This is a genomic window from Clostridium sp. YIM B02506, assembly GCF_022324845.1.
GTDB lineage: Bacteria > Bacillota > Clostridia > Clostridiales > Clostridiaceae > Clostridium_T > Clostridium_T intestinale.
In genome coordinates this window covers 104,847-121,283 of record NZ_JAKGTG010000004.1, presented here as the reverse complement: position 1 = coordinate 121,283, position 16,437 = coordinate 104,847, and the positions used below count along the sequence as shown (strand labels likewise).

The following is a 16,437-nucleotide window of genomic DNA, read 5'->3' as shown; positions in this document are numbered from 1 at the left end:
CAATATAATAAGATTTCATTTTTAGAAAACAACAAGTCCTTTTATGCTTTATAATTATAATATAATGTACTTAAAAATTCTTATAATTATGAGGTGGGTTTATGACAGATAGAAAGATGATATTTATAGATGTTGATGGAACTTTGTGTAATGATGAAGGTTTAGTACCTGAATCTGCAGCTGTAGCTATAAAAGAAGCAAGAAAAAATGGACATGTAGTTTATCTATGTACAGGACGTTCAAAAGCAGAAATTTATGACTTTATAATTGAAATAGGCTTTGATGGAATAATTGGAGCTGGTGGTGGTTTTGTAGAGATTGGTGAAGAAATGCTTTATCATAAAAAAGTTAGTGAAGAGAATGTTAAGCATTTAGTTGACTTTTTTACAGAACATAAAGTGGATTTTTATATTGAATCTAATGGTGGATTATATGCAAGTGAAAATTTAATTCCAGAGTTAGAAAGACTTATTTATGGAGATATAGAAAGTGATCCAACTGCAAAACATAAAAAAGAAAATAATCCAAATCATTTTATTGAAGCATTAATTAGTGGAGAAGATTTATATAGGAATGATGTTAATAAAGCTTGTTTCTTAGAACCTAAAGGAATTACTTTTGAACAGATTAGAGATGAATTTAAAAATGAGTTTGAAGTTATTCATTGTACAGTTCCAATGTTTGGAGATGATAGTGGAGAGCTTGGAGTTCCAGAGGTGCATAAGGCAACCGCCATCGAAACTCTTTTAGAGCATTTAAACATTGATGTTAAAGATACCATAGCTTTTGGGGATGGAATGAATGATGTAGAAATGTTTGAGTTTTGTAATTTAGGGATTGCAATGGGAAATGCAAAACCAGGTTTAAAAGAAATTGCTGATGAAATTACAGATACTCACGATGAGGGTGGTATTTATAATAGTTTCAAAAAACTTGGATTAATTTAGTAGACTTTTAGATATAAAGTTACTAAACATTCATTTATAGAGTTGTAAAATGTAAAGAGTAGTAATGGAATTTATTTAGTCCAGTGCTACTCTTTTTAATATATTTAAGTTTAATGTTTTTGTTTGCTAGCTTTGACAATCATGATTGTGGCATAATTCAGAAGAAGAAATTAGAGAACCATCAAGCCACTTTTGAGCAACTTCTTGTACATTTCCAGAGCAACCACGTAAAACTTCTATTCCAGCATTATTTAAAGTTTTTAATGCGCCTTCGCCCATGTTACCAGCAAGTAGAACTTCAACACCCATATCAGAAAGTGTTGTAGAAATGTTTGATTTACAACCACAACCTTTAGGAGACTGTAGAATCTCAGAAGAGAGTATTTCTTTAGTTTCAGTATTAATAGTAAAGATAGTGTAATACTCACAGTGACCAAAATGGTCATCAATAGAGTTATTACGAGATGGTAATGCTATTTTCATAAAATATACCTCCATAAAATTTTAATAAAATACACAAAACAAAAAAAGTTATTGTCATATGCCATTAATAATTATATTAAACTTGTTAGTGGCATATGTCAATAATGATTTGAAAATAAGGTAAAATATGAAAAATATTTATTTGTATTTGATGTGGATAAGTAATTAAATCACAGAAATAAATGTTTATATTTAATAAAATATAAGAAAATGTAATAAGTGGGGGTAATAAATGAAAAGCATCTTTAACTGGTGGAAAAAATATTCGTTTATAGTGTTAATAGGATTTTTTATAGTAGGGTTAGTGGATTTAAGATTTGCTGTTATAGCAGCCATTTGCATGATTGCACCTGGGATTGTTTCTGTATTTAGAGGGAGATATTGGTGTGGTAATTTGTGTCCAAGAGGAAATTTTTATGATAATGTAGTTTCAAAATTTAGTAATAAGAAAAAGGCACCTAAATTTTTAAAGTCTTATTACTTTAGAGCTTTAGTATTTATAATTATGATGACTATGTTTACTCTAGGAATCAAAAAAAGTTGGGGGAATTTATATGGGATTGGAATGGTGTTTTATAGAATTATTTTTATAACAACAATAATAGGAATAGTATTGTCTTTAAGATATAATCATAGAACTTGGTGTAATTTATGTCCTATGGGAACTTTGGCTTCTATTATATCTAAATTTAGAAAAAGCAATAGGATATAATAAAATTACTATAAAATAGTTTATATATTTGAAGATTTATAGGTAGTTATATATAATTAAGTTAACAAACATCTAGTATCTTGAGGGGGTAAATGATGGTTAGACCAACAAAGCATAGAGCTGTAGAGTTTTTTCCAGAAGATGATTACTTTGCACCATGTAAAAAAATGAAGTGCAGAGCTAAATCAGAAGTTGAAGAAATTATTTTAAAAATAGAAGAACTTGAAGCAATGAGATTAAAGGATATTGAGAATTTAAGTCAAGAAGAATGTGCTGAAAAAATGCAGATATCTAGGCCAACCTTTCAAAATATTATAAATAATGCAAGAAAAAAGGTGGCTATGGCTTTAATAGAGGGTAAGGCAATAAAAATAAGTGGAGGAAATTATATTAGAAAGTCTTGCAAGTATAAGTGTTTTGATTGTGGGAGCAATTATGAAGTAAATAGTAGTGAAGATAAGTTTAATTGTCCTAACTGTAAGTCAGAAAAAGTTGCATGTTTAAAAAAGATGGATACTTGCAAAAAATGCTGTGAAGAAACTATTTAAGTTCTATCAAACTTAATAGAAAGAGTAGTAATAGAATTTAAAGCTATTACTACTCTTTATTTAAATGTTATTATTCTGGATAGTTTAAGTTCTTGTCACTAATATTTAGAAGAACTTCATTAAGGAATTTCTTTCCTAAATATTTAGCCATAGGTAGATTCATATCAAGATAGTTTCCACAATCTCTTGCAGATGCTCCAGGAATTTCTCCCTCAAAATCTGCAATAAATTTATATAAACCAGTTAATAAATCAACTATGTCTTTTGAAGCATAATCTCCATTTAGTAGTAGATAAAAACCTGTTCTACAACCCATAGGACCAAAATAAACAATTTTTGATCCAAAATCAGCATGATTTCTTAAATATGTGGCACCTAAATGTTCGATAGCATGCATTTCAGCTGTATTCATAACTGGCTCAAAATTAGGTCTTGTCATTCTGATATCAAAAGTAGTTATAATATTTCCACCTACATTGTCTTTTCTTGAAACATATACTCCAGGATGTAATTCTAAATGATTAATTGTAAAACTTGCGATTTTTTCCATTCTATTTCCTCCTCTGCTTTAAAAACAGCTTAACTTTAATATTATAATATATTATAACATTATTAATTTCATTGTGAATAATCTTAAGAATTTATGAGATTTAATTTTCTGGTCTTTTTAGATTTGTTGGAGCAATATGTTTTCCAAAATCTTTAATTTTTACATCAAATTTAATATTAACCTCGGCATCAGTGTATTTATCCATCCAATTATAGTTTTCTAAGTCATCATATAATCTAAATTCTTTTCGTACTACGATTGACCAATTAAAGGGCTCTCCGTGGAATTCTTCCTGAGTTTTTTTTACTAGCTTCGTAGCTTTATCCTCTAAGTATTCTTTTATTGATTGTTCCAATATTCTCTGATTTTCTTGATTTTCAACATAATCAATAAGACTTGGAATAGCGGTAATACTGAGTTTTAATGGAACTGTGACATTAATAACAGGATGTTCATTATTTATATCAATTTTGATTTTATTTTTTCCTCTAAACATCATAGTAGTTACTCTTTCCTCTTCCTTCATTGGGTCAGGAAAACTAATAATTAAATGATTTGTTATAATCTTTGGTCTTAAGATTAATGCAAGTCTAGTTTCGTCTCCAGTTAGTGTTCCAATCATTTTTCCTTTTCTAAAGACAGCTGAGCCCATCATTTGAGTAGGATTAGGTTCTTGTTCAGGTATCTCTCCTGCTAAGTAATCTGTTTCATTTTCAGCAAATTTTTTTTCGTTTTCTTTAATAGTAGTCGCATAAGTTCCAAGAAATAAACCTAGGTCATCTGAAGTACGTTGAGAAAGTCTGTGAAGATTAGATAAGGGTACATATCCGGAATCTTTCCAGCGACTTGAAACAAAATCATAATATTTAGCAACCCTAGTATCGAATTGAGGATCGGTTTTTCTTATAAATTCAGAGGCTTTTTCCTTGCAGACTATAAAATCAAAATTACGCCTAATATCCCGATCTCTTTGAGCTGCTTCTATTAAAGTGAATAGTTTATCTGTTTTTGCAAATTCTTCACTGACTACTACTGCTTTAACATGAGCAAATGTTAATCGTCTTGCGATAGACATACTTGAAATCTCTCTTGCGGTAATTAAGTCTTTTGATAACAAAGTAATAATATTAGTAGCAGGTTCATCAACATTAACTTTGGCAGATGTTCCAACTTGAGGGTTAGTGACTTGGAAGGTTACACTTATATTATTAAAATCAGCGTCATCTATACCTATTACTGCAACATAACCTATATCCTCTATTTCTGCTTTATCCCAGCAGCCTGAAAGTAATGACGTTAAAATTAGTATTAATACAACTTTAATAGTCTTCATCTTTTGTATTCTCCTTTTAGTTTAGCTATTACATATAATAAAATAGGGAGTCCTATTACATAAATCCAAAACATAACAATAGTAAATTCTCTATAGCCTAAAACATATTTAGTAAAATTATCAGGAACTATCGACATTAGGAAAGTTGAAATTCCTATTAGAACCATAACTAATTTGTGATTTTTGCATTTTATAACATTAGATAATATAGTAGACACGGTACTAAAATACAAGGAAAATCTAATAGAAGTTCCTAAAGCCCAAAATCCAAGAAAAATAGCTTCCATATTAGTAGCAAATCTCCCTACGTTTACTAAACGTGTTAACTGATGATATGGATAATTTAAAACAGATAGGGTTGGATATCCATAGACACTAATATAAATTATCATAAAAATAGATAGCTGTAGAGCTGCTATAAGAAACCCTAATAAAGTTGCATTTCTATAATCTTTAAAAGATCTTACTAGTGGGAAAAAAACTGCTAAAATAATAAATTCTCCTAAGATTGTGGAGTGAGTAGTACCTTCCTTTAATAAAGTAAAAACACCAGGACCTCCTAAAGGGAAAAGATAACTAAAGTTGAATTCTTTCCATAACATAATTACTAGAATTAGTAGTATGCCTTGTAGTGAAAAGTAAATTATCCAACTTAAACTACCTATTACACTAAAGCCCTTATTAGCGATATAGCAACTACTTACAATTAATAAGAGTGTTATAACGTAAAGAGGTGTTTTTATATAGAACAAGGTATTTAAAATATCACTATAACTTCTTATAGTAATTATCACATATTGTAAAGTAAGTATTAATAATAAAAACACAAGAATAAGTCCAATAACTTTCCCTGTTAATAGATATATTATGTCTATTATATTTTTATCGGAATAAAGCTTTAATAATGAAAATAGGCATAAAATTGGGATTATTATTACTAAGCCTGAGATAATAGGCAGCATCCATGAAGAATTTAATCCTAATTTAGTTAATAAAACTGGTGTACTGTCAGTAACTTTCATACCTAAACAAATTATTATTAGAGTGATAAGTTCTCTAAAACCAATTTTCCCATCATATTTTTTTATCATGTCCATCACTCCATTCTTTTACCTTTTCTTCTTACAGAATTAATATTAGAAATATTAGAAGGTCTTAACACTTGCTTCCATAGAGGTGCTCTTGTTAAAAAATCATGAGAAGAAGGGTAGTGAGGAGCGTAAGGAGACATAAATGGAACACCAAAAGATGTAATGTTAATCATATAAGCCAAAAAAACTGAAAATAGAAGTGATATTCCAAGGAATCCCATAAATGCGCCAGCAAGTAAAAATAGAAACCTGGATATCCTTATAGCATAACTAAGACTTATATCTGGTAATGCGAAAGAAGAGAGCCCAGTAATTGATACTATTATTACTAATATAGGACTGATTATATTTGCTTCTACTGCTGCCTGCCCTAAAATTAATGCACCTACAATACCTATAGTGGGACCTATTGTAGTAGGAATTCTTACCCCAGCTTCACGTATTAGTTCAAAAGCAATTTCCATTAAAATCACTTCAACAATTATTGGAAAGGGAAGTACTTCTCTAGCGGCAGCGATAGATACAGCAAGATCGCTTGGGATCATTTCAGCGTGAAAGTTACTCATTGCAATATATAATCCTGGAACTAACAAGGATATAAGAACTGCAAAGAGTCTAATTATTCTTATAAAATTTCCATAAGCCCATCGTTCATATTGATCCTCGGCAGTATGAAAAAATGCCCAAAATGTTACTGGTGCTATTAAACAAGCGGGAGAGCCATCAATAAGTAGTACTATGTGGCCTTCATTTAAAAAAGATGATGCTCTATCAGGGCGTTCTGTATATAAGATTGTAGGAATAAGTGAATAGCTTCTTTCTTCAATAAATTGTTCTAGCATGGAAACATTTGATATAGAGTCTGATTTTATATTATTGATTCTATTTCTTATATTTTCTATCAATTCTGGGTCAGCAATTCCCTCAATATACATCATATAAACATCATTTTTAGATTTTTCACCAACTTCAATACTTTCAGTAACTAAGTTGGCATATTTTATATGTTTACGTATAAGAGATCTATTAACATTTGCAGATTCAACAAAGGCTTCTTTAGGTCCTTTTATGGTATTTTCATTTGCTGGTTTTTCAATAGAACGATGTTCAAATTCAGTAGTAGAAATAGAAATAGCTTCCTTGGAGTTTTCTATAAGCAACAACGTATTTCCTTTAGTAATTGAAGTTGTAATTTCAGCTATGTTTGATATTTTATGAGCTTCTTTAGTAGTAAGTATTTTATTTATTATACCTTCGGTAATGGGGTTAGGTGTTTCGTTAATTCCTTCTTTAGTTAATGGTTGAATAACATCAGCTACTATTGTGTTTATGCATGCAGAACCAGTTAAATAAATTATAATGCCGTCTACATTTAAAGCCTTTATATGCAAGGGTCTTATGACAAAGTCTTTATTTTTAGGATAAAAGAATACATTTTTCAAATTATTAAGATCAAGTTCAAGATTACCTGTAAGTAGTTTATAGTTATATTCATCTTTATTTATTTTAATCACCTCATTTATGTTTTATCATGAGTGTATTTTGCCTTTGGTGGAAATTTTTTATTCTATTAATATAAGTTAGATTTTTACAACCAACAACTTTTTGACAGAGAAGATTCGTTATGATAATATTATTATGAAATAAATATGAACGTATCGGTTGAGCAGGAAACTGTTTTCAAGTCGTCTGGGCTACTCAGGGGGGAGAGCCCAGACGATTAGGAAACGGTTTGTTTTTTTTTTATCAAGGAAAAACTAGTTTTTTCTTAAAATGAAAATGAACGTAGACAAAAAAGTGCAAGCCGATAAAAAAATGACAGCTGCTTTATGTACTTAAAAACTTATCTATAAAGAGAGGATGAATAATTTGTCAAACAATCTAAATTTAAAGAACAAAACTATGGTTGAAGTAATTATAGCAACTTTGCCTACAGTTGCTGCAAGTATGTATTTTTATAAGTTTGATGCTGTAAAAATAATATTAGCATCAGTTATAACCTCGATTTTATGTGAAGTTATTTGGAACTATGGAAGAGATAAGAAGTTAAAATTAAAGGATCTAAGTTCAGTAGTTACAGGAATATTATTTGCTTTGATTCTGCCAAGCCATCTTCCAATATGGATAGTTGTAATAGGGGCTATATTTTCTAATATCTTTGTTAAAAGTTTCTTTGGAGGATATGGAGGAAACTTTATGAACCCAGCTGCAGTTGGAAAGGTGTTTTTAATTACATCTTGGGCAGCAATTATAGCTAAACCATCAGGTGGAGAAACGGTACAAGCTGCTAGCTTAATGGATAAATTCTTAGGAGCAGCTAGTGGAAATCTAGGCGAGGTTTCTGTATTAGCTTTATTAGTAGGATTTATTTATCTATTAGTTAGAGGTGTTATTAGTTATAGAAGTACTTTAAGTTATTTAGCATTTTTTGCTTTATTTAACTGGGTATTTTCAAGAGAAGGATATTTTCTTGGTGATTATACAAATGTTATAAACGGGGCAGTAGTATTATCAGCAGTGTTTATGGCTAATGATCACGTAACCACACCAAAGGAAAAACTTGGACAAGTAATTTTTGGAGCGCTTACAGCTATGCTTGCAAGCATAATTATGATCTATGGATATAACCCAGATGGTCCTTATTATGCAATTATAATTATAAACTTGTTAACTCCAGTAATTGATTATGTTACTAAAAGAAAGCCTATAAAGGAGGTAGCATAAATATGAAAGAGAATTTTAAGTTAGGGATTATTTTAGCAATAATTACGTCTATAGCAGGAGTTCTTTTAGGATTGGCAAATGGTGTTACTAAAGATGCAATTGCAGAAAATTCTAAACTAAATAAAGAAGACTTAGCATTAATTATGCCTTTAGCAACTTCTGTTGAAGAAACAGATAAAAAGTTAGAGGGGAATATTTTAGAAGTTCTTGAAGGAAAAAATGGTTCTGAGGGAGTTGGATATTTATTTAAAGTAAATACCAAAGGCTTTCATGGTCCAGTTGACCTTATGATTGCAATATCAAATGAAGGAAAAATGACAGGTCTTAAGGTTATATCTCACTCTGAAACCCCAGGGTTAGGAGCTAAAATAGATGAAGATAAATTTAAAGAAAGATTTAAAAATGTACCAATAGATAAAGGAATTAGTATGGTGAAGACAACTCCAACTAGTGAAAATGAGGTTGAAGGAGTAACTGGTGCAACCATATCCTCAAAAGCGGTAGGAACAGCAGTTAATGAAGCTATTAATTACTATAGAGTTAATATTCAGGGAGAGGCACCTATCGATGAAAATGGTACGGATGCAAATTCCGGAGCATCAGAAAGTTAGAGGGAGTTGTTTATATGAATAAAGTATTTGAAAGAGTAAAAAATGGCGTAATAACAGAAAATCCTATATTTGTTCAAGTTTTAGCTATGTGTCCAACTCTAGCTGTAACCACTTCTACTGAAAATGCCCTTGGAATGGGAATAGCTACCACAATAGTTTTAATATTTTCAAATATGTTGATTTCTGCTTTAAGAAAATTTATACCAGATAAAATAAGAATACCAGCATATATAGTTGTAGTTGCGTCTTTTGTAACTATTATAGAGATGTTTATTCAAGGATATGTACCAGCTTTATATAAATCTTTAGGAATATTTATTCCTTTGATAGTTGTAAACTGTGTTATTTTGGGAAGAGCTGAAGCCTATGCTTCAAAAAATCCTATAATACCATCAATTTTTGATGGACTTGGAATGGGACTAGGATTTACTTTAGCTTTAACAATGGTTGGAGTTATTAGAGAGTTAATAGGTTCAGGAGCAGTTTTTGGTTTTACTATAATGCCAGAAAGTTATAAACCAGCTTCAATTATGATTCTTGCTCCAGGAGCATTTATAACATTAGGCTTTTTAATGGCTATTTTAAACTACATTAATATTAGAAAAGCTGATAAAAATGGAACTTCACCTAAGACATTAGAACACGGCTGTGGAAATTGTTCAGGCTGTGGAACTGGATGCAATACAGAAAAATAGTATTAAGAGGAGAAGGTGAAATAAATGAATTTATTATTGATTTTTGTAAGTGCCATGTTTGTAAATAATTTTGTGCTTTCTAGATTTCTAGGAATATGTTCTTTTTTAGGGGTATCAAAAAAGAGAGATGCTGCTATAGGAATGGGGTTTGCAGTTACCTTTGTTATGGTTATAGCATCTATAATGTCTTATTTAGTGTTTAACTTTATATTAGTACCACTTGAACTTCAGTATCTATCAACTATAGCTTTTATATTAGTTATAGCGTCTTTAGTTCAACTAGTTGAAATGGTAATAAAGAAAATGAGTCCAGGACTTTATAAAGCTCTTGGAATATATCTTCCACTTATAACTACAAATTGTGCTGTATTAGGTATGACAGTATTAAACATGCAGGAAAATTATAATTTCCTACAATCAGTAGTAAATGGTGTTGGAGCGGCTTTAGGATATATGATGTCCATAGTTTTATTATCTTTTATTAGAGAAAAAACTGATAATAATGAAAATATTCCTAGAGTTTTAAGAGGATTACCAATTACCTTATTTACTGCGGCCTTAATGTCTATAGCATTTTTAGGCTTTCAAGGCTTAATAAAGTAGGGGGGCGGAAGAATGGATATTAATATATTATATGCAGCCTTAAGTTTAGGTGTTTTAGGAATTATATTTGGGACCGCTTTAGGATACGCATCAGATAAATTTGCTGTAGAGGTAGACCCTAGAGTTCCAAAGGTTCGTGAAGCCTTACCAGGAGCTAACTGTGGAGGCTGTGGCTTTCCAGGATGTGATGCTTTTTCTGAGGCAGTTGTAAGTGGAGAAGCGCCAGTAAATGGATGTACAGTTGGTGGAATAAAAGTGGCAAATGCTTTAGGAGAAATACTTGGCGTTAAGGTTGAAAAAGTTGAGAAAAAAGTGGCCTTTGTAAACTGTAATGGAAATTGCTCAAATAAAAAGATACAGCTAGATACAGCAGGTTATACTAACTGTGTTGATGCTCATGAAAACTGGGATAAGATTGCATCTGGATGTTCATACAGTTGTTTAGGTTTAGGAACCTGTGTTAATGTATGTAAGTTTGGAGCTTTAGATATAGTAGATGGAATAGCAAAAGTTAACGAGGAGAAATGTGTTAACTGTGGAGCTTGTATAAAAGCATGTCCTAAGGGATTAATAGAATCTATTCCAGAAAACAAAAAAGTTAGAGTTGCATGTAGCTCTAAAGATGTTGGTAAGATAGTAAGAACAAACTGTAGTGTAGGATGTATAGGTTGTAAAATATGCGAAAAGAATTGTCCACATGATGCAGTTCATGTAAATGACCTTTTAGCTAAGGTCGATTATGATAAGTGTGTTAATTGTGGAATATGTGTGGAGAAATGTCCAACTAAGGCAATAAGAAGAGTTGTATAATATATAAATTATAAGTTAAAGTGCAGAGAGAAAATAAATTGATTATTTTGTCTTCTGCACTTTATTTTTTTTCACGTCTACTTCTACTATGTAGAGTCTATTTTTAAAACTGCATTAGAGACAAATTTAGGCTATTTTTAAATCAAGTAATAGCTTTTAGTTATAAGAATTATACATATTTGCTATTGGACTATGTTTAGGGTAGCAAACTATAATTAAAAAGAAAATGTGTTAAATTATTATCAAGTATTTATGTAGAAATCATACAGAATTATTTTTAGTTACAGTAGAAATAGGAAAGGAAGTAGTTATGAAAAATTTAAAAGGTGACATAGCATGGGGACTATTGCTTCTAATTTGGGTTTTGGTACTTGTAATTCCAAGTGCAAGATCTGTATTTATAAGTTTTACTGAAGCTCATGCTTATATTGGAGGATTTATAAAGTTCTTTATTTTAGCATCTATGGGGGACATGCTTGGGGGAAGGATACTAAAGGGAAAATGGAGCTTTTCACAAGGATTTTTCTTTAAAGCAGTAGTTTGGGGAATTCTAGGAATGATGATAACATTGGTGTTCAGCGTATTTATGGCAGGTGCAGCTGGAGCACAAGCAAGTGGAAAATTGCCTTTTCAAGAATCAAAAGTAGCTTTAGCATTATTTGCAAGTGTTATTATGAACATGACCTTTGGTCCAATGATGTATATTTATCATAAGTTTGGAGATCTTTTTGTAGATATGTGTTGTGAAAAGAGTAAGGGAATTCTACAGGGGAAAATAACAGTTAGTGAAATGGTAAATAGAGTTGATTGGCAAGGGATGGTAGGTTTTTCTTGGCTAAAAACATGTATATTTGTTTGGATGCCCTGTCATACAATCGTATTTTTACTACCACCTGAATATAGAGTTTTGGCATCAGCATTTTTATCTATATTACTGGGAGTGTTAGTTGCTATTTCAAAGAAAAGTACAAGCTCTATAAAGTGAAACTTAGCTTCAGAGGGAGTTTTAGTCTTCCACTGAAGGTTAGTTGAACTTATGCCCGCAAGGAGCACAATGTCTAGACATCAGATAAATCATAGAAATGTTCCTATTTAGCAACAGTGGAAAAGAGGAGCAGTGGTATTTGCCAATGCTGAAACAGCAGAAAAGTGAATCAGTGGAATGTTAAAATGCAACAACATTAGAAAAGTGGTGCATTGCTACAGTGCTATTTGCAAATGCCGGAACAGTGGAGAATCGATATGCAAAAGCATAAAAGCACAGGTGCAGTGGAAAAGTGCAGCAGTGAAAAATAGGAGCAGTGCAAAAGTGGTAAATAGAAAAAGCGAAGCAGCGGACTGATAAGTTAAATAAGCCAGTTGTAGATTAGTATATCTACAACTGGCTTATTTTATAGATTTTCAAGCATTTTATTAAGTAGAGTAAAAAGTTGTTCTCGCTCTTCTAATGTAAAGTTTTTAGTATAGGATTTATCAACTTCTACAATGGTTTTGGTACAAGGAATGCATAACTCTTGCCCCTTAGGTGTTAGGTATAGTTTATAGTATCGACCATCTTGTGCATCTTTAATTCGATATATAAGATTTTTACTCATCATAGTTTTTATTAAAGATGTTACTGAAGGATTAGTTAAACCTAAAGCAACTTCTAAAGTTTTTTGATTAACACTGCCTTCTTCATGAGAATATATATACTCCATTATTACTGCTTGAGTAAAAGTAACATCATAAACTTTTAGATTATCGTTATGTTTAATAATAGCTAATTTATCAACAGCGTGAATTAAGTTTCCTATCAAATTTGTTTCTTTTCTTGAACTCATATGTAAACTCCTTATATTTAAATATCTATGTATATTATAACATATTCAATAAAATTTATATAAGTTTAAATATACATAGATATTTATGTATATTGCTTTAAAACCCTATTTTTCTAGTTTTTATCGTCATTATAAATTAGAAATTGAAAAATACATTGTATTCTATGTATTGACATCTATAAATACATAGAATACAATGTATTTATAGATAAACGTTTTCTTTATTATGAATTAAATTTACCGGTAGATAATAAGAAAAAGTATGAAATTATAGGATTAAAGTTATAAGAGTACCAGGAGGGATAAGTATGTCAAAAAAATATGAGTCATTGGCTAAAGACATTCTAAAGTATGTTGGTGGAAAAGAAAATGTAAATCACGTGATGAATTGTGCTACTAGATTAAGATTTCAATTAAAAGATATCGAAAAAGCAGATAAAGAAAAGATTATGAGTTTGCAGGGCGTTATAACAGTAGTAATTCAAAGTGGTCAATTTCAAGTATGCATAGGATCGCATGTATCAGAGGTTGCTGAAGAGGTAAATAAACTAGGGGATTTTTCAGACTCTGATAAAAAAGATACAGTAGAAAAGCCTGTATTAGATAGATTTTTTGAAGTAGTTTCAGGAATCTTTACACCTATTGTGCCTGTATTAATTGCAGCAGGTATGGTTGGAGGAATATTAGCATTACTTTCAGGTTTGAATTTAGTTAGTACTCAAAATCCAACTTATTATACTTTCAATATAATTAGAGAAGCAGGGTTTTATTTCTTGCCAATATTAGTTGGATATACTGCTGCTAAAAAATTAGATGCAAATCCATTTCTTTCAATGATGTTAGGAAGTATATTGGTACATCCTCAGTTAAGCAATTTCTCAGCATTAGGAGTTGATAATTTAGATATATTTGGATTAGCAGTTCCAAATGTTAAATATTCAGCAAGTGTTTTACCAATTATATTAGGGGTTTGGCTTTTAAGTTATGTAGAAAAATTCTTCAAGAAAATATTCCATCCAGTAGTTCGTTCATTTATGGCTCCAATGATGACGATGTTAGTTATGCTACCTATTATGCTTCTTATAATTGGACCAGCTGGTAATTATGTGGCGACCTATCTTGGACAGTTTGTAGTTTTCTTCGGAGATAAAGCAGGATTCATAGCAGTTGCATTACTAGCTGCATTTATGCCTATTATGATAGTTACAGGAACTCATTCATTTGCATTTCCAGTTATAGTTGCAACTATTACAGCAACAGGTAGTGAAGCGTTATTAGTACCAGCTATGATGGCAGAAAATCTTGCAATGGCAGGGGCAGCACTTGCTGTTTCAACAATTGTTAAGAACCAAGATAAAAAGGCAGAAGCTAGGGCTGCTTCATTATCAGCAGTACTAGGAATTTCAGAACCAGCTATGTATGGAGTTAACTTACCTTTAAAAACACCATTTTATGCAGTAATAATAGGTGGTGGAATAGGGGGATTATTTGCAGGTATTTTTAAGCTGAAATTCTATGCAATAGTATCCGCTAGTTTAGTTGGATTACCAGGAACATTAGATGGACAAGGGTTCACCAATTTAATTGTAGCAATAGGTACAATGATTATTTCATTTGTAGCTGCATTTATAGCAACAAAGGTTTTATCAAAAAATAGTGCTATTGAAAATACTTTAGTAAAAGAAGAAGTAAAAGCGTAATTAAGTAAATTCTAACCTATGGATATTCTAAATGATTCTAATAATAGATGAAGAAATTAATGAAAGCGATGTGATGATTTATATGAAGAAAGATTTTTTATGGGGAGGTTCTACTTCAGCATTCCAGTTTGAGGGTGGAGCTAACGAAGGTGGAAAAGGTGATTCAATATATGATGTAATATCTAAAACAGGAGAGATACAATTAGGGGAAATAAAGATTAAATCTAATGCAGATTACTCAACTACATCTGACTTTTATCATCACTATGAAGAAGATATAGAACTAATGGCAGAAATGGGATTCAATAGTTTTAGAATGTCAATTGCATGGACAAGGATCTATCCTAATGGTGATGATAAGGAATATAACAAAGAAGGTGTAGATTTTTATAATAGAGTATTTGATAAATTAGTTAAGCATGGAATAAAACCAGTAGTAACACTATTCCACTGGGATATACCGCAAAGTCTTGTTGAGAGATTTGATGGATGGTATGGAGTAGAAACAGTTGATGCTTTTGAAAGATACTGTGAAACCTGCTTCAAGTTATTTGGAGATAGGGTTAAATACTGGTTAACACTAAATGAAAATAATTTATGCAAATTGTTACCATGCCTTCACACAAAAACAAAGCTAAAAGCTACGGATGAAGGTTATGAAGAATTTACATTGAGAGTGTACCACAATACCAATATTGCACATTTTAAAGCGGTAAAACTATGCCATGAGCTAGTGAGTGATGGAAAAATAGGATGTATGCTTGCAAGCTCTAAGGCATATCCAATGACTTCTCATCCAAAAGATGTATTTGAAGCAGTAAAACATGAGCAAAATAAGATGTATGATTATTTAGATTTATTAGTAATGGGTAGTTATAATCATAGAGAAATTGCTGAGTTTGATAATATTAACCTTAATATTTATAAAGACGATTCCTTTAAGGAATTAGCTACTAACTCGTTGTCAAAAATAGATTTCATATCATTTAGTTATTATTTTTCTATATGTATGAAAAGTAATGAAAGTAAGGTAAACGAAGATGCAAAGACACTTCAGATAATGTATCAAGCATATGAAAATCCAATGTTAGAAAAATCAAGTTTTGGTTGGACAATTGATCCTTTAGGGCTAAGAGTCTTAATGAATGATTTATATGATAGATATAGTTTGCCTCTTTTAATTGTTGAAAATGGGTTAGGGGTTGAGGATGACGTATTAGAATCTGATGGAACAGTACATGATCCTTATCGTGTTGAGTATTTAAGGCAACATATTAATGCAGTAAAGGATACTATAGAAATAGATAATATAGAGTGTTTTGGATATTTACCATGGGGATGTATTGATTTGTACAGTGCATCAGGGAATAAAAATAAAAGATATGGGTTTATTTATGTAGACTATGAAGATAATTTTAAAAGATATAAGAAAGATAGTTTTTATTGGTACAAGAAAGTTATCTCTAGTAACGGTAAAGAGTTAGATTAATTAAGATAGGAGTAGTTTTATGTTCGCAGTAATTGTAAAAAATAAAGTAAAAGTTGAAGGAAAACAAGAGTATATAGATGTTTCAAGAAAATTTGCAAGGGACATGGCTAAAGTTGATGGATGTATTGATGCCAAAGTATTGGTGTCAAATCAAGAAGAGGATGTTGTTTTAAACTATGAATTATGGGAAAGTGAAGAAGTATTAAAAAAATACGATGGTTCTGTTTTCTTGAAGTATAAACCAGAGCTAAGAGAATATTTTATAGGTAATGTAACAGAAACCTTTGAAGTATAACCAGAGATATTATTAAGAAGAAC

17 protein-coding genes and 1 pseudogene are annotated in these 16,437 nt (G+C 30.8%); 12 read left to right on the top strand and 6 right to left on the bottom strand.

Annotation, left to right across the window (positions count from 1 at the left end):
• Positions 1-101 precede the first annotated feature (101 nt).
• Positions 102-947, top strand: a complete 846-nt coding sequence (locus L1S49_RS05315) for a Cof-type HAD-IIB family hydrolase (protein WP_238902895.1) — start codon at positions 102-104, stop codon at positions 945-947.
• A gap of 126 nt (positions 948-1,073) precedes the next feature.
• Here L1S49_RS05315 and L1S49_RS05310 read toward each other — a convergent pair whose 3' ends face one another.
• Entirely contained in the window at positions 1,074-1,430 is a 357-nt protein-coding gene (locus tag L1S49_RS05310) for a NifB/NifX family molybdenum-iron cluster-binding protein (RefSeq protein WP_238902979.1), read from the bottom strand.
• A 232-nt stretch (positions 1,431-1,662) separates the two neighbouring features.
• Between L1S49_RS05310 and L1S49_RS05305 the strand changes: the two are divergent.
• Together L1S49_RS05305 and L1S49_RS05300 are read left to right on the top strand one after the other, a co-directional pair.
• Positions 1,663-2,139 (top strand): annotated as a pseudogene (locus L1S49_RS05305) (4Fe-4S binding protein); the annotation flags it as partial.
• A 98-nt stretch (positions 2,140-2,237) separates the two neighbouring features.
• Complete coding sequence (locus tag L1S49_RS05300) at positions 2,238-2,690, top strand: DUF134 domain-containing protein (protein WP_238902893.1); 453 nt, start codon at positions 2,238-2,240, stop codon at positions 2,688-2,690.
• 70 nt (positions 2,691-2,760) lie between these two features.
• Here the strand turns inward: L1S49_RS05300 and L1S49_RS05295 are convergent, their stop codons facing one another.
• From L1S49_RS05295 to L1S49_RS05280, 4 genes are all read right to left on the bottom strand, one after another.
• Positions 2,761-3,240, bottom strand: a complete 480-nt coding sequence (locus L1S49_RS05295; RefSeq protein WP_238902891.1) for an S-ribosylhomocysteine lyase — start codon at positions 3,238-3,240, stop codon at positions 2,761-2,763.
• Between the two features lie 100 nt (positions 3,241-3,340).
• Positions 3,341-4,573, bottom strand: coding sequence for a Ger(x)C family spore germination protein (locus L1S49_RS05290; RefSeq protein ID WP_238902889.1), 1,233 nt, complete (start codon positions 4,571-4,573; stop codon positions 3,341-3,343).
• On the bottom strand, positions 4,570-5,664 hold the full coding sequence (locus tag L1S49_RS05285; RefSeq protein ID WP_238902887.1) for an endospore germination permease: 1,095 nt from the start codon (positions 5,662-5,664) through the stop codon (positions 4,570-4,572). Before L1S49_RS05285 ends, L1S49_RS05290 begins: the two co-directional genes overlap by 4 nt.
• Positions 5,665-5,669: 5 nt before the next feature.
• Entirely contained in the window at positions 5,670-7,178 is a 1,509-nt protein-coding gene (locus tag L1S49_RS05280; RefSeq protein ID WP_238902885.1) for a spore germination protein, read from the bottom strand.
• Between the two features lie 355 nt (positions 7,179-7,533).
• Between L1S49_RS05280 and L1S49_RS05275 the strand changes: the two genes are divergently transcribed.
• The 6 genes from L1S49_RS05275 (at position 7,534) to L1S49_RS05250 (ending at position 12,092) form a co-directional block, all read left to right on the top strand.
• Positions 7,534-8,388 carry an RnfABCDGE type electron transport complex subunit D gene (locus L1S49_RS05275; RefSeq protein WP_238902884.1) on the top strand — a complete coding sequence of 285 codons (855 nt, stop codon included), beginning with the start codon at positions 7,534-7,536 and terminating at the stop codon, positions 8,386-8,388.
• A gap of 2 nt (positions 8,389-8,390) precedes the next feature.
• Positions 8,391-8,999 carry an RnfABCDGE type electron transport complex subunit G gene (locus tag L1S49_RS05270; protein ID WP_021803298.1) on the top strand — a complete coding sequence of 203 codons (609 nt, stop codon included), beginning with the start codon at positions 8,391-8,393 and terminating at the stop codon, positions 8,997-8,999.
• 14 nt (positions 9,000-9,013) lie between these two features.
• Positions 9,014-9,694, top strand: coding sequence for an electron transport complex subunit E (locus L1S49_RS05265; protein ID WP_238902883.1), 681 nt, complete (start codon positions 9,014-9,016; stop codon positions 9,692-9,694).
• A gap of 24 nt (positions 9,695-9,718) precedes the next feature.
• Entirely contained in the window at positions 9,719-10,297 is a 579-nt protein-coding gene (gene rsxA, locus L1S49_RS05260) for an electron transport complex subunit RsxA (RefSeq protein ID WP_181602499.1), read from the top strand.
• Between the two features lie 12 nt (positions 10,298-10,309).
• Entirely contained in the window at positions 10,310-11,107 is a 798-nt protein-coding gene (locus L1S49_RS05255; protein WP_238902881.1) for an RnfABCDGE type electron transport complex subunit B, read from the top strand.
• A gap of 310 nt (positions 11,108-11,417) precedes the next feature.
• Positions 11,418-12,092, top strand: coding sequence for a hypothetical protein (locus L1S49_RS05250; RefSeq protein WP_238902880.1), 675 nt, complete (start codon positions 11,418-11,420; stop codon positions 12,090-12,092).
• Positions 12,093-12,498: 406 nt separating this feature from the next.
• On the opposite strand, the gene L1S49_RS05245 is transcribed toward L1S49_RS05250, so the two are convergent.
• Complete coding sequence (locus tag L1S49_RS05245) at positions 12,499-12,930, bottom strand: MarR family transcriptional regulator (RefSeq protein ID WP_238902879.1); 432 nt, start codon at positions 12,928-12,930, stop codon at positions 12,499-12,501.
• Between the two features lie 308 nt (positions 12,931-13,238).
• Here L1S49_RS05245 and L1S49_RS05240 point away from each other — a divergent pair, with 308 nt between their 5' ends.
• The 3 genes from L1S49_RS05240 to L1S49_RS05230 are packed head-to-tail and all read left to right on the top strand — an operon-like array spanning position 13,239 to position 16,414.
• Positions 13,239-14,630: a PTS transporter subunit EIIC gene (locus tag L1S49_RS05240; protein ID WP_238902877.1), complete on the top strand. Its 1,392-nt coding sequence runs from the start codon at positions 13,239-13,241 to the stop codon at positions 14,628-14,630.
• Between the two features lie 31 nt (positions 14,631-14,661).
• A complete protein-coding gene (locus L1S49_RS05235) occupies positions 14,662-16,119 on the top strand; it encodes a glycoside hydrolase family 1 protein (protein ID WP_238902875.1) in 1,458 nt (485 codons plus the stop codon).
• A 19-nt stretch (positions 16,120-16,138) separates the two neighbouring features.
• Positions 16,139-16,414 (top strand): antibiotic biosynthesis monooxygenase family protein, encoded by a 276-nt coding sequence (locus tag L1S49_RS05230; RefSeq protein ID WP_238902874.1) that lies wholly within the window; start codon positions 16,139-16,141, stop codon positions 16,412-16,414.
• Positions 16,415-16,437 lie beyond the last annotated feature (23 nt).